This window comes from Cupriavidus sp. 05N40 (assembly GCF_056397305.1).
On sequence record NZ_JBFTND010000148.1, the window covers coordinates 1 to 18,289 of the forward strand.

17 protein-coding genes and 2 pseudogenes are annotated in these 18,289 nt (G+C 67.7%); 10 read left to right on the forward strand and 9 right to left on the reverse strand.

The window, feature by feature from the left end:
* Both AC1DO7_RS28160 and AC1DO7_RS28165 read right to left on the reverse strand, forming a co-directional pair.
* A partial coding sequence (locus tag AC1DO7_RS28160; RefSeq protein WP_477116816.1) for an AAA family ATPase occupies positions 1 to 1,944 on the reverse strand: 1,944 nt, incomplete at its 3' end.
* A complete protein-coding gene (locus AC1DO7_RS28165; protein ID WP_441650238.1) occupies positions 1,941 to 3,086 on the reverse strand; it encodes an exonuclease SbcCD subunit D in 1,146 nt (381 codons plus the stop codon). The genes AC1DO7_RS28160 and AC1DO7_RS28165, both read right to left, overlap by 4 nt.
* A gap of 235 nt (positions 3,087 to 3,321) precedes the next feature.
* Here AC1DO7_RS28165 and AC1DO7_RS28170 point away from each other — a divergent pair, with 235 nt between their 5' ends.
* On the forward strand, positions 3,322 to 3,666 hold the full coding sequence (locus AC1DO7_RS28170; protein WP_441650237.1) for a YgiW/YdeI family stress tolerance OB fold protein: 345 nt from the start codon (positions 3,322 to 3,324) through the stop codon (positions 3,664 to 3,666).
* Between the two features lie 93 nt (positions 3,667 to 3,759).
* Here AC1DO7_RS28170 and AC1DO7_RS28175 read toward each other — a convergent pair whose 3' ends face one another.
* A complete protein-coding gene (locus AC1DO7_RS28175; RefSeq protein ID WP_441621885.1) occupies positions 3,760 to 4,737 on the reverse strand; it encodes a Bug family tripartite tricarboxylate transporter substrate binding protein in 978 nt (325 codons plus the stop codon).
* Between the two features lie 374 nt (positions 4,738 to 5,111).
* On the opposite strand from AC1DO7_RS28175, the gene AC1DO7_RS28180 reads away from it, so the two are divergent.
* On the forward strand, positions 5,112 to 5,996 hold the full coding sequence (locus AC1DO7_RS28180; RefSeq protein ID WP_477116817.1) for a helix-turn-helix domain-containing protein: 885 nt from the start codon (positions 5,112 to 5,114) through the stop codon (positions 5,994 to 5,996).
* 117 nt (positions 5,997 to 6,113) lie between these two features.
* The gene (locus AC1DO7_RS28185) at positions 6,114 to 6,440 is read left to right on the forward strand and encodes a hypothetical protein (protein ID WP_477116818.1); all 327 of its coding nucleotides are present in this window, start codon (positions 6,114 to 6,116) and stop codon (positions 6,438 to 6,440) included.
* A gap of 30 nt (positions 6,441 to 6,470) precedes the next feature.
* On the opposite strand, the pseudogene AC1DO7_RS28190 reads toward AC1DO7_RS28185, so the two are convergent.
* Positions 6,471 to 6,674 (reverse strand): annotated as a pseudogene (locus AC1DO7_RS28190) (sigma-54-dependent Fis family transcriptional regulator); the annotation flags it as partial.
* Positions 6,675 to 7,225: 551 nt separating this feature from the next.
* Here AC1DO7_RS28190 and AC1DO7_RS28195 point away from each other — a divergent pair.
* Positions 7,226 to 9,439 (forward strand): TonB-dependent receptor, encoded by a 2,214-nt coding sequence (locus AC1DO7_RS28195; protein ID WP_477116819.1) that lies wholly within the window; start codon positions 7,226 to 7,228, stop codon positions 9,437 to 9,439.
* Between the two features lie 101 nt (positions 9,440 to 9,540).
* Positions 9,541 to 10,332, forward strand: a complete 792-nt coding sequence (locus tag AC1DO7_RS28200; protein WP_477116820.1) for a tetratricopeptide repeat protein — start codon at positions 9,541 to 9,543, stop codon at positions 10,330 to 10,332.
* On the opposite strand, the gene AC1DO7_RS28205 is transcribed toward AC1DO7_RS28200, so the two are convergent.
* The gene (locus AC1DO7_RS28205; RefSeq protein ID WP_441621876.1) at positions 10,301 to 10,507 is read right to left on the reverse strand and encodes a dodecin; all 207 of its coding nucleotides are present in this window, start codon (positions 10,505 to 10,507) and stop codon (positions 10,301 to 10,303) included. The two genes, AC1DO7_RS28200 and AC1DO7_RS28205, sit on opposite strands and share 32 nt — an antisense overlap.
* Before the next feature lie 348 nt (positions 10,508 to 10,855).
* On the opposite strand from AC1DO7_RS28205, the gene AC1DO7_RS28210 reads away from it, so the two are divergent.
* A complete protein-coding gene (locus tag AC1DO7_RS28210; protein WP_441621874.1) occupies positions 10,856 to 11,107 on the forward strand; it encodes a hypothetical protein in 252 nt (83 codons plus the stop codon).
* Positions 11,108 to 11,144: 37 nt separating this feature from the next.
* Here the strand turns inward: AC1DO7_RS28210 and AC1DO7_RS28215 are convergent, their stop codons facing one another.
* Together AC1DO7_RS28215 and AC1DO7_RS28220 are read right to left on the reverse strand one after the other, a co-directional pair.
* Positions 11,145 to 11,888, reverse strand: coding sequence for an SDR family oxidoreductase (locus tag AC1DO7_RS28215; protein ID WP_477116821.1), 744 nt, complete (start codon positions 11,886 to 11,888; stop codon positions 11,145 to 11,147).
* Positions 11,889 to 12,015: 127 nt separating this feature from the next.
* Positions 12,016 to 12,927 (reverse strand): LysR family transcriptional regulator, encoded by a 912-nt coding sequence (locus AC1DO7_RS28220; protein ID WP_441621870.1) that lies wholly within the window; start codon positions 12,925 to 12,927, stop codon positions 12,016 to 12,018.
* Positions 12,928 to 13,243: 316 nt separating this feature from the next.
* Between AC1DO7_RS28220 and AC1DO7_RS28225 the strand changes: the two genes are divergently transcribed.
* The 3 genes from AC1DO7_RS28225 to AC1DO7_RS28235 all read left to right on the forward strand — a co-directional run bounded on the left by AC1DO7_RS28225 (position 13,244) and on the right by AC1DO7_RS28235 (position 16,676).
* Entirely contained in the window at positions 13,244 to 13,981 is a 738-nt protein-coding gene (locus tag AC1DO7_RS28225; RefSeq protein WP_441650240.1) for a DNA/RNA non-specific endonuclease, read from the forward strand.
* 182 nt (positions 13,982 to 14,163) lie between these two features.
* Positions 14,164 to 14,871, forward strand: a complete 708-nt coding sequence (locus AC1DO7_RS28230; protein ID WP_441621868.1) for a dienelactone hydrolase family protein — start codon at positions 14,164 to 14,166, stop codon at positions 14,869 to 14,871.
* 269 nt (positions 14,872 to 15,140) lie between these two features.
* Positions 15,141 to 16,676 (forward strand): fatty acyl-CoA synthetase, encoded by a 1,536-nt coding sequence (locus AC1DO7_RS28235; RefSeq protein ID WP_441650234.1) that lies wholly within the window; start codon positions 15,141 to 15,143, stop codon positions 16,674 to 16,676.
* Positions 16,677 to 16,689: 13 nt separating this feature from the next.
* On the opposite strand, the gene AC1DO7_RS28240 is transcribed toward AC1DO7_RS28235, so the two are convergent.
* The gene (locus AC1DO7_RS28240) at positions 16,690 to 17,376 is read right to left on the reverse strand and encodes a glycine zipper 2TM domain-containing protein (protein ID WP_441650233.1); all 687 of its coding nucleotides are present in this window, start codon (positions 17,374 to 17,376) and stop codon (positions 16,690 to 16,692) included.
* 132 nt (positions 17,377 to 17,508) lie between these two features.
* Positions 17,509 to 17,958 carry a MarR family winged helix-turn-helix transcriptional regulator gene (locus AC1DO7_RS28245; protein ID WP_441621862.1) on the reverse strand — a complete coding sequence of 150 codons (450 nt, stop codon included), beginning with the start codon at positions 17,956 to 17,958 and terminating at the stop codon, positions 17,509 to 17,511.
* A gap of 201 nt (positions 17,959 to 18,159) precedes the next feature.
* On the opposite strand from AC1DO7_RS28245, the pseudogene AC1DO7_RS28250 reads away from it, so the two are divergent.
* Positions 18,160 to 18,289, forward strand: a pseudogene (locus tag AC1DO7_RS28250) (YggT family protein); the annotation flags it as partial.

An 18,289-nucleotide genomic window follows, 5' to 3' on the forward strand; every position in this document is an offset into this window, starting at 1 on the left:
GCCTTGCGCCGCATCCTGCGCGGCGGCATCGGCGGCGCGAATGGCGGCTTCGGCCGCGGCCAGCGCGCCACGCTGGCGCTCAAGTTCCGCGGCCAGTGCCTGGCGCTGCGCCGCGGCGGCCTGCGCGGCTTGCTGCTGCGCGCGCAGCGCCTTGCCGGCCTCGGCAAGCGCGTGCCTGGCGGCATCGGCATCCGCTGCCGCGTTGGCCGGCATGCCGGGGGCGTCGACGGCCGCGCGCGATTCTTCCAGCTGATCCTGGCGCAGCGTCAGTGCCGCCAGCGCGCCCTGCGCAGCGGCGGACGCCGCGTGCGCGGCCTGGTCCGCCAGCCGCGCGTCCTCGCGCGCCTGGTCCAGGACCTCGTCCGCCACCGGTGCATCGAACTGCAGGGCGCGTTGCGGATGGGCGGCACTGCCGCAGACCGGGCATGCCTCACCGGAGCGCAGGCTGGCCGCCAGCCGCGCCGCCTGCCCGGCCCGCCAAGCCTGCTCGGTCTCGCGCAAAAGCAGGGCCGCGGCCGACTGCCGCGCGGCGGCTTGCTGCGCCGCGTGCTGTGCGGCCTCGGCTTGGCGCCGGGCCTGTCCCGCCTGCGCCAGGGCGGTGGCGTATTTGTCCAGCGTGGTGCCCTGCCGGCCCAGATCCGCCTGCTTGAGCAGGATCGTCTCCAGGCCCTGCGCGCCGGCCTCGGCCTGGGCCAGGCCGGCTTCGGCCTGGCGCATCGCAAGGGCAGCCTGTTCCTGCGCACGCGCGGCATCCGCGTGCGCCGCTGCCGCGCGTGCCTGCCCGGCAGCGGCGCGCTGCAGTGCGGCCTGCAATGCGCCCAGGCGTTGCGCCTGCGGCAGCATGGCCTCCAGCTCCGCCACCTGCTTCTGCATCTGCTGGCGCTCGCCGATGCGCGCGGTCTGCACGGCGAGCGCGGCGGCCGCGCGCGTGGAAACGGCGGCGCAAGCGCTGGCGTGCTCGCCGGCGCTTGCCAGGGCCAGTTGTGCCTGCCGGTGCTCCTGCGCAGCCTGCGCGAGATGCTGCTCGAGGGGCCGCACCTGCGCGGCCCTGCGTGCCGCGCGCAGGCGTTCGCGCTGTTCCGCCACCTCAGCCTGCCGTGCCGCGAGCACCGCGTGGGCCGCCTCGGCTTCGCGTTGCTCGCGCAGGCGTGCGTCGGCCTGTTCGCCCTGCTGGGTCGCCAGCCTGGCATGCTCGAGCGCAGCGCGCGCGACGCCCTCGCGTTGCCCGAGTTCATCGAGTTGCGCCTGCAACGCCGCCACCTGCTCGCGCAGCGCCGCCACGGAATCGAGCTGATATTGCTGCAGCAAGGCGGACTGCTCGATACGCAGCCGTTCCGCCTGCTGGCGTATGCCCGCGGCCTGGGCCTTGAGCAGTTCCTCCACGCGGCGGTACAGCTCGGTGCGGAACAGGCGCTCGAGGATCGCCTGGCGGCTCTTGGAGTCCGCCGTCAGCAGCTCGCGGAAACGCCCCTGCGGCAGCACGATGACCTGGCGGAACTGACTACTGTCGAAGCCAAGCAGGTTGCGCACGAACTCGTCCACCCGGTTCGGCTGGCTGGCCTTGCTGGTCCAGCCGGCCTCGTCCATGCTGTCGAGCTGGGCCTTGGGGGTTTCCTTCACGATGCCGTCGCCGCGCAGCTTGGGGCGGTCCTGCGCGGGCGAGCGCGTGACCCGGTAGCGCTGCGCGCCCAGGCTGAACTCGAAGGTCACCTCGGTACGCAGGCCCGCCTCGGCGTTGGCGCTGCGCATGTCCTGCGCACTGCGCTCGCCGCCCGAGGTATCTCCATAGAGCGCAAAGCAGATGGCGTCGAGCAAGGTGGTCTTGCCGGCGCCGGTGGGACCGTGGATCAGGAAGAACGCCTGCTCGCCGAGCCGGCTGAAATCGATCTCCTCGCAGGCGGCGAACGGACCGAACGCCTGCAGCTTCAGGTGCAGCGGTCTCATGCGGACTCCCGGTCGGCGGCGGCAATGCCCTCCAGCACCTGCGTGAGCGCATGGCGCTTGCCCTCGTCGAGTTCTTCGTCGGCGACCTCCCGGAAGAAACTGGCGAACAGCTCGCCGGTGTCGAGCTGGCGCAAGCGCCGGCCCGCGGCGCTTGCCTCGCCGGAGCGCGACAGCACCGCACGCTCGATCGCAAGCGCATTGGGATAGGCCTGGCGCAGGCGAGCCATCGGATCGAGCAAGGCGCCCGTATCCGTCAGCACCGCGTGGATATAGTCGTCGCGCCGCGGATCGGCCGCGCCCTGCGCAACGAGCGCGGCCAGCTCGCCTTCGAGGATGCGCAGCTCGCGCCGGGGCGCCAGGGCGATGGTCTCGATGGCGACGGCACCGTCGGCACCCAGCTCGATCATGGAGACCGATTTCGCATGCGCGGCCTCCGACAGCGAATACTTCAGCAGCGAGCCGGAATAGTGGATGCGTTCGCCCAGCGTCTGCGGCCGGTGCAGATGCCCCAGCGCCACCAGGTCGAAGCCGTCGAACACGCCCGCGGCAATGGCGCCGCTGCCGCCCACCGAGAGGGGCCGCTCGGATTCGCTGGCCTCGCCGCCGATCACGAAGGCATGCGCCACCACCACCGACCGCGCATGGGCCGGATGCGTGGCGCGGATCGCATCGAGGCGGGCGGAGATGGCCGCTTCGTGACCCGGCATTTCCACGCCGAAGGTATCGCGCACCGTGGCGGGCTCGGCATAGGGCAAGGCATAGATGCGCACTTCGCCATGCGCGTCGGACAAGGTCACGCAGGCGGCGTCGCGCTCGGTACGGCCCGCCACGTGCAGGCCCTGCGCGGTCAGCAGCCGCGCGCCGAAACCAAGCCGCTGCGCGCTGTCGTGATTGCCGGCGATCATCACCACCGGCACGCCCGCGTCCACCACGATGCGCGCCAGCACGTCGTCCAGCAGCGCAACCGCCTCGGGCGGCGGCACCGCGCGATCATAGACGTCACCGGCGATCAGCACCGCATCGGGCTTGCGCTCGCGGACCAGCGCCACGAACTGATCGAGCACCCAGGCCTGGTCTTCAAGCAGGCTGCGCGCATGGAAGACGCGCCCGAGATGCCAGTCGGCAGTGTGAAGAAAACGCAATATGGAATCCCTGTGCGGGCCCTTCCTGGGCCCTTCATGAGCTCTTGGCGAGCCTTGTGCGAAACGCGGGCCCGTGTTGGCCGGCCGCGGCAGGCGACATGATAAACGCCCGGCGCGGCGTTCAGCTCCGGTTCAGCGCGTGCTCCGCACAATGCACAAATGCTGGTGCAAGGGCGCCAGCCCACGGCACGCCGGGCCAATCCCATGCCCGGCCATGCAAAACCAGGAGAACAAGATGAAACGCATTCTGATCGCAGCCGCACTTGCAACCGCAGCCATGGCCGCGCAAGCGCAATACACCGGGCCGTCCACCGTGCCGGGCGCCACCGTCAAGAGCCTGCAGGCGCAAGGCAAGGACGACCAGCCGGCGGTCCTCACCGGGCAGATCGTCAGCAGCATCGGCGACGAACTCTACAGCTTCGATGACGGCACCGGGCGGATGCGGGTCAAGATCAAGCACAAGCTGTGGCCGGCCGGGCAGCCTGTCGGCGCGGCCACCAAGGTAGAGCTGACCGGTGAATACGACAAGGACTGGGTGGGCGAGCCCAAGTTCAAGGTCAAGCAGATCCGCCTGCTCTGACCCGGCGGGCCTGCCGCTGAAAGACAAGAAGCCCGGCGCGCTCGCGTCGGGCTTCTTGTCTTCAGGGCGTTGCTGCCGGCAAGGTGCCGGGCGTTATTCCTGGATGTTGGCTTCGCTGACGATCTTGCGGTACGCCTCGGTCTCCCTGGCAATGAAGGCGCGGAACGCCGTGGCATCCTTGGCGTCGATATCGACGCCTGCCTCGGACAGCTTGTTCTTCACCTCGGGCGCGTTGATGGCACGCGCCAGCGCGTCAGACAGCTTGTCGGTCACGGCCTTCGGCGTGCTGGCCGGCGCGAACAGCCCGAACCACAGACGCATGTCGACGCTGGCCATGGCCTTGTTCTCCGCCAGCGCCGGGATATTGGGCGCCGCATGCGAGCGCGTGGCGGAGGTCACGCCGATGGCCTCCAGCTTGCCGGACTTGATCTGGGGCAGCGCGGTGGACAGCACCAGCACGCCCAGCTCGATCTGGTTGGCCATCAGGTCGGCGATGGCGGGCGCGCCACCCTTGTACGGCACGTGGGTCATATTGACCTTGCTGGCGGCGCGGATCAGTTCGCCCGACAGGTGCAAGGGCGTACCGATGCCCGAGGTGCCGTAGTTCACCGGCTTCTTGCTCTTGGCCAGTGCCAGGAAGCCGTCCACGCCGTGGATGCCGGACTGCGCGCCGGATACCAGCACCATGGGCTGCGAGCCCACCATGCGCAGCGGTGTCAGGTCGCGCTGGCCGTCATATCGGATCTTCGGGTTGGTCAGCCTGGCGATCGAGATTTCGCTGTTGGAGCCCAGCAGCAGCGTATAGCCGTCGGCCGACCCGTTGATGGTCTTGATCGCGCCGATGGTCCCGCTGGCGCCGGGCGCGTTGTCCACCACCACGGAGACGCCGAGATCCTGCCCGAGGCGCTGGCCCAGGACGCGCGCCACCAGATCGTTGCTGCCGCCGGCCGCGTAGGGCACGATGATGGTGATGGGCCGGTCGGGATACCCGGCCGCGGCGACAGGCGCGGCGGCGACGGCGAAGGACAGCGAGACGGCGGCGGACAGCACCGCGGCGAGGGACTTGTTCATCGGATTCCTTTCCTGCGCCTGTGAGGGCGCGCTTGCTATATATCTTGCGTAATGCGGGGGGAGATCAACGAGCAGCCCGATGATCGCCACGCCCTGGTGCGGGCCGCAATATACATGCCATCCAAAAATCTAGCCAAGTATCGTTTACGAGACCAAACTGGACCCATCCGGTCATCTTCCGCACCAGATTTGTTCAAGAGCCGCGAAGGAAGCGCAAAGCCTTTGCACCCGCCATGCGCGCGACGCGCGGGAAAGAAACGGCGTCGGGCGGCCTCGATGCCGCCTGCGGTGTGGCATGCACTGCCTGCCAGCACTCGCCATCCCGGGATCTTGCATGCTAGGATAGGCCATGTCTTCTTTTTGAGATTTTCAGGATGGATGCTCCGCTCGCTGCCGGGATGCCCGTCGATTTCGTGGAAATCGGCAACCGCCTGCGCGCCTATCGCCTGGGCGCGGGCATGCGAGCCGAGGCCATTGCCGAACAGCTCGGGGTCTCGCGCGCCGCCATCTACCGCATGGAAAAGGGCGACATCGTCAAGATCGAAACGCTCGGGCGGCTGGCCCAGTTGCTGGGCACGTCGCTGGCATCGATGCTCGGCGTGGAGTCCGAGTACTACCACTCGGCGGTCGCATATATCGAACGGATGCGCCAGCTCGAGCACGGCGCCACCCGCATCCTGGCGCATTTCGAGCCGATCTCCTACCTGCTGACCTCGCCGGACTACGCCGGTCATCTGCGGCAGATGCTGGCGGAGAGCCCGCAGCCGGCGCCGCAGCCCACCATCGATGCGCTGCTGGCGCTGCTCGAAGAGCGCAAGCAATCGTTCGCGCGCAGCGTGCCGCCCATCACCAGCCTGATCGACCTGCGCTCGCTGGAGCGCTTCGTGCATTTCGGACTGGTGGGGCGCCTGGACCTGCCGCCCGCGGTGCGCATGGAACGCTCGCTGGCGGCGCGGCGCGAGATCGAGCGGGTCATCGCACTGCTCGACGCGCAGCCGATCGGCCTGCAGATCGGCATCGTCGACGGCAGCATGCCCAACGTGACGTTCCAGGTCTTCGAGCGGCCGGGCCGGGCGTATGTGGCGACCAGTCCCTTCCGCTTTGGCGAGTTTCCCAATGTGTYGACCGGCATCGCCACGGTCACCGCCGCGCCCGAGGCCGTGCGGCTCTACACGGCCATGGTCAACGATCTGTGGCAACGCGCCTACAAGGGCAGCGACGGCGCCGCGCTGCTGCGGCGCATGCTCAACAGCGTATAGCCCGGCCTCCACGGAATCCTGCGGACTCTCTTTCACAGACTTTCACAGGCTTTCACAGACGCTCTCTTCGCGTAGTCTTTGTTCAACCGACCCAGCCTTCACTCACCGCATTGCGCCATGACGCTTGAAACCACGCTCCAGCAATTCCAGGATTCGCTCCCCGGCACCGACGCCTTCGTGGCGGTCAAGAACGCCACCCGCGACCTGATCGATACCGATCCCGCCCACGCCGCGGCCTACTTCCTGCTGTACGGCTTCGCCCGCTCCTACGTGCTGCTGTACGAGGACCAGGCCGTCACCATGGAGTTCGCCGAAGCGRCCAAGCAGGAGCTGCTCGGCTATATGCAAGGCATCGCGCGCGCGCTGCACGGCGATGTCGCCGCGCAGGTGGCCGAATTGAACCGCGTCGTCAGCACCTACCAGCGCGGCAAGAAGACGTTCTGAGGCGCGGCCTGCCTTGCGGGGAGATCGGGCTCAGGCGGGCCCGGTCTCGTTGTCCGCGATCCGGAACTTGCGCATCGTCTCCCACCGTACCTTGCGGCTGATGCCGAGGCTGGCGGCCGTATCCTGGCGACGCCAGCTGTTGCCAACCTGCGCGGCCACGATACGGCGGTGCTCCCCGGTCTCGCCGCGCCAGCCGGCATTGCGCTCGTTGCCGTCGAAGGCGCCCGGGCGCAGGTCGGGGCCCGAACGCACTGACTCGTATCAGTTCGAGTAAATATCGAAAGACAGAAGTTTCCGCAGCGCTTTGCAGCGAAATCCTACGATTTGATGGTTGTGGTGCAGGTGACAATGGATCGCATCTGCTTTCAGTGGAACCACGAAACCATGCAAGGCGCTGCGTTCGTTTCGACTGACCGAATGACGGGCCAACCCAGGCGCCTGCTCCATTCATCCCCTCGACCGGCGTCATGCCGGTCGCCCAGTCCGGGCTGCCATCCGCCCGTCTGCGCGCCTCGTCTCCCTCCCGCCAGCTCCATTCGGCGGGCGCATCCCCCTTGCCTGCGACGCACCTGATGCCAGGCCCCACCGCGTAACTCACCCGATAAATGTAACGTTTTCGCTACACATCGTTCGAATGTATGTCTTGACGGACATATAACATAAAATGATAATTACTCTCATTCGTACTACCATTCAATAAAACAGAGGTAATCGTGCAGACTGTTGTCGCCATCGATAAAAGCAAGAGATCTAACGCCATCCCCCGCCTTTCCGGCGCGGTCGGCATGGCGGTCGCAGCCGCTCCGGTGGCGGCGCAGACCACGGGCAATACCGCGTCGCACGTGGAATTGCCGCAAGTGACGGTGAGTGGTGCCGCCGACAGCGGCTTCAAGGCAGACACGGCTTCCTCGATCAAGACGCCCGCGGCACTGCTCGATACCCCGAAGTCGATCACCGTCATCCCCCAGGAAGTGATCCAGAGCACTGCTTCGACCAGCCTGAGCGAAGTGCTGCGCACCGTACCCGGCATTGCATTCGGTGCCGGCGAAGGCGGCAACCCGGTGGGTGACCGCCCGTTCATCCGCGGCTACGACGCGCAGGCAAGCACCTTCCTCGATGGCTTCCGCGATATCGGTTCGCAAAGCCGCGAGCTGTTCAATGTGGAGTCGGTGGAAGTCACCAAGGGCCCGGCCGGCGCCTACGACGGCCGCGGCTCCGCGGGCGGCAGCATCAATATCGTCAGCAAGGCGCCCAAGCTGACCAGCTTCGCCGAAGGCAACGTCAGCCTCGGCAACGCCGACTACAAGCGCGGCACCGCCGACGGCAACTGGAAGTTTGCCGACCACGCGGCGTTCCGCCTGAACGCGATGTACCACGATGCCGACGTGCCCGGCCGCGACGCCACGCACGCCAACCGCTGGGGCTTCGCGCCGTCGGTCGCGTTCGGGCTGGGTACCGACACGCGTCTGACGCTGTCGTACTACCACATGCAGTCGGACGACATCCCCGACACCGGCATCCCTTACAACAACCCCACGTTCAACGCCCGCACCGATGGCCGCCCGCGCACGCGCCTGGCCGGCGACGGCTCGCCCGTGAACGTGCCGCGCAATACGTACTACGGCCTGCTGGACCGCGATTTCCGCAAGGACAAGGCCGACATGGGCACGGTGCGCTTCGAGCACGATTTCAGCCCGGCGCTGAAATTCCGCAACCAAACCCGGTTTGCGCGCACCACGCAGGACTATATCTGGACGCAGCCTGACGACAGCCAGGGCAACATCTACTACGACATGGTCTGGCGCCGCGTCAACACGCGCGTCGCTACCGCGAAGACCATCGCCAACCAGACCGACCTGTCCGGCGAATTCGCCACCGGCACCGTCAAGCACAAGTACGCCTTCGGCGTGGAGTTCGGGCAGGAAAAGAGCGAGAACGACAGCTATACCGTGGCCACCGGCAGCAACCGCTGCCCCAGCGGTCCCGGCGCCGCCGGCGGCTACAACTGCACCACGCTGTTCAACCCGAACCCGAACGATCCGTGGGCTGGTTCGATCACGCGCGCGAACAACCCGACCAACTCCAAGACCACCACCAGTTCGGTCTACGCCTTCGACTCGATCGAGCTGAGCAAGCAATGGCTGTTCAATGGCGGCGTGCGCTTCGATCATTACACCGCCAACTTCCAGGCCGCCCGCGCAGCCAACGGCACGCGCGCCGAATACTCGCGCAACGATAACCTGTTCAACTACCAGTTCGGGCTGGTGTTCAAGCCGGTGGACAACGGCAGCATCTACATTTCCTACGGTACCTCGTCCACGCCGGCCGGCTCCTTCCTGTCCCAGGGCAGCGACGGCAATGCGCTGGCGCCGGACCGCGCCGGCAATCGCGGCGACCAGCTCGCCCCTGAAAAGAACCGTGCCGTCGAACTCGGCACCAAGTGGGACGTGCTGAACAAGCGCCTGCAACTGACCGCGGCCATCTTCCGCGTGGAGACCACCAATGCCCGCATCGTCCAGCAGGATGGCACCGCGGTCATGGCCGGCAACAAGCGCGTGGACGGGGTCGAGCTCGGCTTCGCCGGCAATGTCACCGACAAGTGGGCGGTGTTCGGCGGCTATACCCACCTGAAGAGCGAGCTGCGCAAGAACGGCGGCTCCGGGATTGCCTTCGGTGCCACCGACGGCCAGTCCTTCCCCAACACCCCGGCGGACAGCTTCAGCGCATGGACCACCTACCAGGCCATGCCCAAGCTCACGGTGGGCGGTGGCGCGTACTACGTGTCGAAGATCTGGGGCAGCGAAGCCACCAACAAGTGGGTGCCCTCGTACTGGCGCTTCGACGCCATGGCCGCGTACCGCATCAACAAGAACGTGGGYCTGCAGCTCAACCTGCTGAACCTGACCAACAAGGTCTACTACAACCAGGCCTACGCCAGCCACTACGCGTCCATCGCGCCGGGGCGCGCGGCAATCGTGAACCTCAACGTGCGCTACTGAGTCCGCGCTGGCCCGCGGCCGCGGCCGGCGAACCGGCACCGGCCTGACACGGCACATCGCCCCGCGCGGCGCGGTGTGCCGTTTTTCCTTTCACTCTTCGCATGGACACACTGCCCTTTCGCATCGCCTCCCCCGGCGAACTGGACCAGCTCGGCGCTGCCGGGCTGGCCGGCAAACTGCGCGAGCCCGCGCACCTGGCGCTGCCCTGGCTGGGCGGCGCGGCGGTGCAAGGCAACCTCGACGCGCAGATGATCCTGGGCCAGTGGTTTCTCGCCGGCCACGGCGTGCCGCGCGACGAGGCCCGCGCCTTCGCCTGGTTCAAGTACGCGGCCCATGCCGGACACGCGGGCGCCGCCAACCTGGCGGGGCGCTGCTACGAAAACGGCTGGGGCACCACGCAGGACGATCACGCGGCCGCGCAGTGGTACACGCTGGCGGCGCAACGCGGCTCCGAATGGGGCATGTACAACCTGGCCACCGCGCTCGTGCTCGGCCGCGGCATCGCCGCCAGCCGCACCGACGCGCTGGCGTGGTACGAGCGCGCCGCCGGCATGGGACATGCCAAGTCGCTCAATATCGTGGGCGGCTTCTACGAAGACGGCTGGGAAGTCGAACGCGACGCGGCCATGGCGATGGATTACTATCGCCGCGCGGCCGTAGCCGGCGACTTCCGTGGACAGTTCAACTACGCGCGCGCGCTCGCCCTGTGCGGCAAGGATGGCGAAGCCATCCGCTGGGTACGCGAGGTACCGCGGACCGCCAATGCCCCCTTTATCGAGAAGATGCTCGCGTTCCTGCGCGACGCGCCCGATGCCGCCCTCAACCGGCTGTTCGGCCATGCGGACGCCGCCGCGYGGGCACTCAGCTCACGCGGAAACCAATCTTCAGCGTGACCTGGAAGTGCGCCACCTTGCCGTCGGCGATATGGCCGCGTGTCTCTACCACTTCGAACCAGTCGATATGCTGGATGGTCTCGCTGGCCTTTTCGATGGCGCTGCGGATCGCCGCATCGCAACTGTCCGGCGAGGAGCCCACGATCTCGACCAGCTTGTAAGTGTGGCTTGACATGTCCGTCTCCTTGGCGTTCGTTGGCCGCAAGTTATACCGGCGCCCCGGGGCATCCCGGCGCGCCAGATACGCCTCTTCATCATRGGCAGCGGGCACGGCAAAGCCCAAGCGAGAGGAGCATGCGCGGTGGGGCGGCGGCTTGCGCCGCTTGCGGCATACGAGAATCCGGGCGGCAAGGTTCATGCCACTATGACCTGCGGCATGGCGACGGCGCGCGCGTTCGTGCATAGTCGACGCGAACTGTTGCAGGGCGCGTGAATCAGATGAATGGGGCGGCGAAAGTGTTTGTCCTTTCCGCCACATACGTTCTACCTTACGAATGTGCGCCCTGCCTTTTCGGAGACCGCAATGGCAATACGCTCCACCGCTTCACACAGCACCGCCCAGCTAAGACGGCTGGTCGGACAACTGCAGGCTGAAGTCGACTCCCTCGATCACCTGGCCATTTTCGATGCCGAGACGCAGACCGCGCTGGGCCTTGCGCGCGACCGCCTAACGCAAGGCATCGAAGCCATCGAAGACGCCATCCAGAGCCTGCGCACGCTGCAGCAGGTCCGCCCTTCGGGCATGCGAACCCGCAAGACACCGCGCGCCGCCTGACACGGCAGCCGCGCTGTCCCGCCGCCCGGTCACCGGCTCAGAATTCCTGTACCGCCGGGCGCAGCACGATCTCGTTGATATCCACGTCCGCCGGCTGCTCGATGGCGTATGCAATCGCGCGCGCCACCGAATCCGCCGGAATCGCCTGCTGGTAGAACTCATTGACCGCCTGCGTGCTCTGCGCGTGGCTGCTGCCGAGCTTGAGTTCGGAGTCGACCGCGCCCGGCGAGATCACGGTGGTGCGGATTGCGCCGCCCACCTCATGGCGCAGCCCTTCGGAAATGGCGCGCACCGCGAACTTGGTGCCGCTATAGACAGTGCCGCCCGGGCTGAAGACCTTCACGCCGGCAACCGAGGCGATGTTGATGAAATGCCCCGCGCCCTGCTTCTGGAAGACCGGCAGCGCCGCGGCAATGCCGTACAGCACGCCCTTGATATTGATGTCGATCATGCGGTCCCACTCGTCGACCTTGCCCTCGCTCATCGGGACGATCGCCATCAGGCCGGCATTGTTGACCATCACGTCGACGCGGCCGAAGGCGGCCACGGCTTTCTCCACCAGCGCCTGCACGTCCGCGCGGCGGCTGACGTCCACCACGGCGGTCTCCGCGCGCCCACCCTTGGCGCGAATCTCCGCTGCCAGCGCTTCCAGGCGGTCGCCGCGGCGCGCCGCCAGCACCAGGGAGGCACCTGCCCCGGCCAGGTGGCGCGCGGTTGCCTCACCCAGTCCGCTGCTTGCGCCGGTGATGACGACGACTTTTCCTTCGATACCCTTGCTCATGCTCTTGCTCCGTGGAATGCAAGCGTGGTGCCTGCCGACGAAGTCATTATGTCTGGCGCATGAATCAACAAAAATGGAAATGTTTTGATTTCAGAATTCCAATAATTGGAATACCAGAGATGGCCGCTCAGGACGCATGCGCCGCGGCCATATTGCCGAAATAGGCGACCAGCGCATCGAATACCAGCCGGATGCGCATCGGCACGGGACTGCGCCGCGACCGGTAGATATACAAACCCCATGGCGCCGGCGCGTAGCGTTCCAGCACGCTGGCCAGGCGGCCCGAGCGCAGGTGAGGCTGGGCGAGGTAGTCTGGCAGCTGACCGTATGCGAGGCCCGAGAGGATGGCCTCCATCTCGGTCTCGGGATCGTCGCTGAGGAAGGCCGGCGAGCGCGGCGTGAACTGCTCGCCCTGGGCGAAGTACCAGGGCCAGGCGCGGCCGGTGCTGCGGTCGATCAGGCCGGTGACAGGCAATGCCGCCAGGTCGGCGAGGCCGGCGGGCTTGCCCACCCGCGCGATCAGCTCCGGCGTGCCCACCACATGGAAGGCCACGCGGGTGGTCATGCGCGCCACCAGGCGCTGGTCGCGGAACATGCCCAGGCGCAGGCCGATATCGATCTCGTCGTCCACCACGTCGGCAATCTGGTCGGACAGCCGGATGTCCAGCGTGATGCCGGGATGCGCCAGGGCCAGTGCCCGCAGCGCCACCAGCAGGTGTTGGCGGCCCAGCGTGCTGGGCGCGGTAATGCGCACGACGCCCTTGAGCTCGCTGTCGGAGCGGCTGGCCGGATGCGCGAACAGGCTGTCCACGTCGAGCAGCGCCGCGCGGGCGCGCTCGGCCAGCCGTTCGCCCGCGGCCGTGATGCGGATCTGGCGCGTGTTGCGGTGGAACAGTGGCTCGCCGACCGCCTCTTCGAGATCCTGGATGGCGCGCGTCACGGTCTGCGGCGACGTGCCGAGCCGCGCGGCAGCCGCCTTGAACGACGCCGACTCCGCCGCCGCGCAGAAGATCCTCAGCATTTCGAGCCGGTTGAGCATGGTTGTGTGGACGCCTTGTATGCGTGCGCGTGACGATGACGCGAAAGCGCGATTATAAAAGGCGCCGGCCACCGCGCCATGCCGCACTGCGCGGCACTCTGGCAGAATGCGCGACGCCCGCGGCCCGGGCAGCTTGCAAGCCCGGGTGCCGCATGGCCTGCCACTGCGCCCTTGCGGCCGCCTTGCGCGGGCTGCCCGTTTCCCGACACGAAGAATGAAGACAGCAACAACACTAGCGACGATCACGACAAAAGCAGCAGCAACCGTGCTGACGACCCTGTTCCTTGCCGTGGCGGCAGCAGTCGCGCCGCCCGCCATGGCCAAGTCCCGCGGCATGGACATGGATGCCGCGCCGGCACCGCGCGCAGCCGGCGCCAGCGCGCCCGGCTTTGCGCAATGCCCCCAGTTCTTCGCCCGCAGCGCCGCGCCCAGGGTGCAGAGCGACCCGCAGATCAAGGCGCGCGAACTTTGCTACGACGCCTTCGCCGTGCTCCACTCCGGCCGCAGCAAGACGCCGTTGTACGTGGCCGAGCGGCTGTCGCGCAGCCAGCTGATCGACGCGAAGGACGAGGAACGGACCGACCGCTTCTTCGCCGACGCGCGCCTGCCGCGCGCCGAACGCGCCGAACTCGATGACTACAAGGGCAGCGGCTACGACCGCGGCCACCTCTCGCCGGCGGCCGACCAGCCGACCGCCCAGGCCATGGCGCAGAGTTTCTCGCTCGCCAACATGGTTCCCCAGGCACCGCAGAACAATCGCAAGGCGTGGGCCTCCATCGAGAAGGCGACGCGCAAGTACGCCTTGCGTGCCAGCGGCGATGTGTACGTGATCTCCGGCCCCTTCTTCGAAGGCAAGGTCCAGACCATCGGCAACGACAACGTCTGGGTACCCAAGTATCTCTACAAGCTGGTCTACGACCCGTCGGCCAACCGCGCGTGGGCGCACTGGATCGAGAACACCGACGAAGCCCGGCCGGGCAAGCCGATTTCCTACAGTGAACTGGTCCGGCGCACCGGCATCGAGTTCCTGCCGGGCGTGCGCCTGGCGGACTGAGGAAGGGCCGATGGCGGCGCGCCTTGCCGGCCGCGTACCTGAAAGCCGCGAAAGTGGCACACTGGCGGTTTGCCGCGGCACCGGCGGGCCAGCCAGCCTGTCACGGCGCCGCCGCATCGCCACGCTAGCCTTGCCTGGCCTCACCTCTGTTATCTGTCTCACTAACGATGGAGCAAGCCCCCATGTCGAACAATAGCCAATGGATCCGCGTCGAAACCGAAGGCGGCGCCTTCGATGCCTACCTTGCCCTGCCGCCGGCCGGCAAGACCGCCAACGCGTCCGGGATCGTGCTGGTGCAGGAGATCTTCGGCGTCAATGAACATATCCGCGCCGTGGCGGACCAGTACGCGCTYGATGGCTACGTGGTGCTGGCTCCCGACGTATTCTGGCGCCAGGCGCCGCGCGTCGAGCTGGGCTACTCCGGTGACGACATGGCGCGCGCCATGGAACTGCGCCAGAAGGTCGACGTGGAGCTGGCGCTCAAGGATCTCGCCGCCACCGCCGGGGCGCTGCGCGCGCAGATCGGCGCGGGCGGCAAGATTGCCGCGGTGGGCTACTGCTTCGGCGGCCTGCTGTCCTACCTGAGCGCCGCGCGCGGGCTGGTCGACGCAGCCGTGCCGTACTATGGCGGCGGCATCCAGAACAACCTGCACGAGGCCGCCAATATCAAGGTGCCGGTGCAGTTCCACTACGGCGCGCTCGACGCGCACATCCCGGCTGAGGCCGTCGAAAAGGTGCGTGCGGCCGTGGCGGGCAACCCGCGCGCGGAAGTCCATGTGTACCAGCAGGCCGACCACGGCTTCAACTGCTGGGCGCGCGGCTCCTATCACCAGCCTTCGGCAGTGCTCGCGCATGGCCGCGCACTGACCTTCCTGGCCGGCGCGCTGTAAGCCGCGCAGCGTCGCACCTCGGCAGCCAGCCGGCTGCATGCCCGCGCCACGATGCTCCCGGCGCGGGCCGTCCCTCCTCTCGCACCGCGTCTCCGCCCGCGCCCACCCCCTCCCCGGTGTGCCTTGCACCGAATCCCTGCGGCCCGTATGCTGGCCGACGTTCGCCGACGCCGCCGACCTTGCCGCCATCGCGCTGCGCGCGCCCTGGCGCGAGCCGGGCGGCAGCGGCTCAAGACTTGCTGGACCTTAACGACAAGACGGAGACCACCATGCAGTCAGAGCAGCAGCGCGTCCTGCGCAACACCATCCCCGATGCCCTTGCCCGCGCGGTACGGCGCAGCCCCGGCAAGACCGCGCTGCGCTTCGGCGAACGCAGCTGGAGCTATCGCGAGCTCGAAGCGGCCAGCGCCAGCGTGGGGGCCGCGCTGCAGCGCTGGGGGCTGCGTCCGGGCGACCGCGTGGCGGCGTTCGGCAAGAATTCCGATGCCTATGTGCTGCTGTGGCTGGGCTGCCTGCGCGCCGGGCTGATCCATGTACCGGTGAATTTCTCGATGACGCGCGGCGAGGTGGAGTACATCGTCAGCCAGTCCGGCGCCAGCGCGCTGTTTGCCGATCCGGCGCTGGTGCCGCTGGTGGACGGCCTGCCCTGCAACGTGACTGGCAGCCTGTATGGCGGAGGCCCGCACGATGTGCTGGCCGCCGCCGATGGGGCCGCCGGCGCGATCCTCGCCACGCTGGACGAAGCCATGCCGGCGCAGATCCTCTACACCTCGGGCACCACCTCGGCGCCCAAGGGCGCGGTGCTAACGCATCGCGCCTTGCTGGCCGAGTACATGAGCGCCATCGCCACCTGCGATATCAAGGCCGAAGACTATTCGCTGGCGGCGCTGCCGCTCTACCACTCGGCGCAGATGCATGTGTTCCTGATGCCGCTGCTGCTGATGGGCGGCACCTGCCTGCTGGCGCAGGCCCCCGAGCCGGGCTTCTGCCTGCGCACGGTGCGCGAGGCCGGCATCACCAGCTTCTTCGCGCCGCCCACGGTCTGGATCTCGCTGCTGCGCCACGCGGAGTTCGATCCGCGCCAGCTTGGCAGCCTCACCAAGGCCTACTACGGGGCGTCGATCATGCCGTTGCCGGTGCTACAGGAGTTGCGCGAACGCCTGCCCGCGCTGCGCCTGTTCAACTGCTACGGGCAGAGCGAGATCGGGCCGCTGGCCACCGTGCTGGGGCCGGAAGAGCATCGCGAACGGCCAGCCTCCGCGGGTCGCCCGGTGCTCAATGTGGAAACGCGCATCGTCGACGAGACGATGCGCGATGCGCGCCCCGGTGAGCTTGGGGAGATCGTGCACCGCTCGCCGCAGTTGCTGACCGAATACTGGGACAAGCCGGAGCAGACCGCCGAGGCGTTCGGCGGCGGCTGGTTCCATTCCGGCGACCTGGGCTATATGGACGAGGAAGGCTATCTCTATGTGGTCGACCGCATCAAGGACGTGATCAATTCCGGCGGCGTGCTGGTCTCGAGCCGCGAGGTCGAGGAGTGCCTGTACCAGCATGCGGCAGTGGCGGAAGTGGCCGTGTTCGCCCTGCCGCATCCGAAGTGGGTGGAGGCGGTGGCCGCCTGCGTGGTGCTAAAGCGCGACGCGCACGCAGGCGAAGAAACGCTGCTCGCCCATGCGCGCGCGGCGCTGGCGCCGTTCAAGGTGCCCAAGCGCATCGTGTTCGTGGCGGACCTGCCGCGCAACACGGCAGGCAAGCTGCTCAAGCGCCAGCTGCGCGAGGATTACGCCAGCCTGTTCAGCGCCTGATGCCGCCGCGCCGTCAGTACGGCATCGCCACGCCGTTCTGCACCTTGACCCGGTCGCCGTTGCGCAGGTTGTACGGCGTCGACTGGGTCAGCGTGAGATAGCCGTTGTCGGTGGTGCGCACGCGGATGCGGTAAGCCGGCGGCGCCGTATTGGCATGCTTCTCGACTTCGTTTCCGGCCACCGCGCCGGCGACGGCGCCGCCGATGGTCGCCACCGTGTTGCCACGCCCGCCGCCGACCTGGTGGCCTAGCAGGCCACCGACCACCCCGCCAATCAGCGCGCCGGCGACGCCGCCGCCCGGCGATTGCCCTTGCACCATCTCGATCGATTCGACCTGGCCGTAACGCACGCCATAGGCGTCATAGCCGCCCTCGGCAGGGCTGGTCTGCGGGTAGCCGGCCTGGGGATACTGCTGCTGAGGGTAGCCCTGCTGAGGGTAGCTCTGCTGCGGGTAGCCTTGCTGCGGGTAGCTGTCTTGCGGATAGCCAGGCTGGGAGCCCGGCTGCGGGTAGGCTGCTTGCGGGTAACCCTGCTGCGGATAGGCAACCGGATAGCCTGCGCTGGCCTGCGTGCTGCCGGCCCCGTAGCCACCATAGCCTGCGCCATACCCTCCATATGGCGCGGTCACGCAGCCGGCCAGGGCACCGGCGGCAAGCAAACCCAGCACGGTGGTACGAAGGGGAGAAAAGGGGAAAGACATCGGTGGCTCCTGCGGTAGTCGCGTGTTGTGATGCGCGCGAGTCTAGGGCCGGCAGGGCGCCGCGGGTGTCACCGAGGCTTGTGATTGGTAACTGCCTGTAACGCCGCGTGCGCGGCGCCGCGATGCGCCCGTTCAGCCGCGCTCCGCGCCGTCGTCGTTGAACTGGGTCAGGCGCGCCACGCGGAAGGTGCCGCGCAGCGACTCCAGCTCGCTCCGATGCAGCATCGCCAGCCGGTTCAGGAAGCGCTCGCCCTTGGCGAGCAGATGCACTTCCACGATGCGGCGGTCGTCCGAATTGGCCTTGCGCTTGACCAGGCCCGCTGCCTCGCAGCGATTGACCAGCGCCACCACGCCATGCTGCTTGGCCTGCAGGCGCTCGGCCAGCTCGCCGATCGACGCCCAGTCCTTGTCGGCGCAGCCGCGGATATGCAGCATCAGCAGATACTGCTGCACGGTCAGGCCTTCGTTGTGGGCCGCGTCCTCCGAGAAACGCAGGAAACGCCGCAGCTGGTAGCGGAAATCGGAAAGCGCCTCGAAATCCTGCTTGGCAAGCGGTTTGGAGGCGGCAGGCTGACGGGTCATGGCGGGCAGCGTCGTTGCGCTGTGATCTTGGCTCGACGCTCATTATAGGGCTGTGCCCGGGGCCGTCCCTTGGGGCTGCGGCAGCAAGCCGGCATGCATGCGCCCGCATTTCGACCGGCACCGGTGCGGGTATGGCAGAATCTGTGCGTCCGCAGACACTCCCGACTGCCGACACCTTTCATTGCCACGGAACCGAAACCGATGTTCACGGAAATCGCCCTCTTCCTGCTCGATACCGTCTTCACCTTGTTCGGCATGGCGCTGTTGCTGCGTGTCTGGATGCAATGGACGCGCCTGCCAACCCGCAACCCGGTTTCGCAGGGTGTATTCC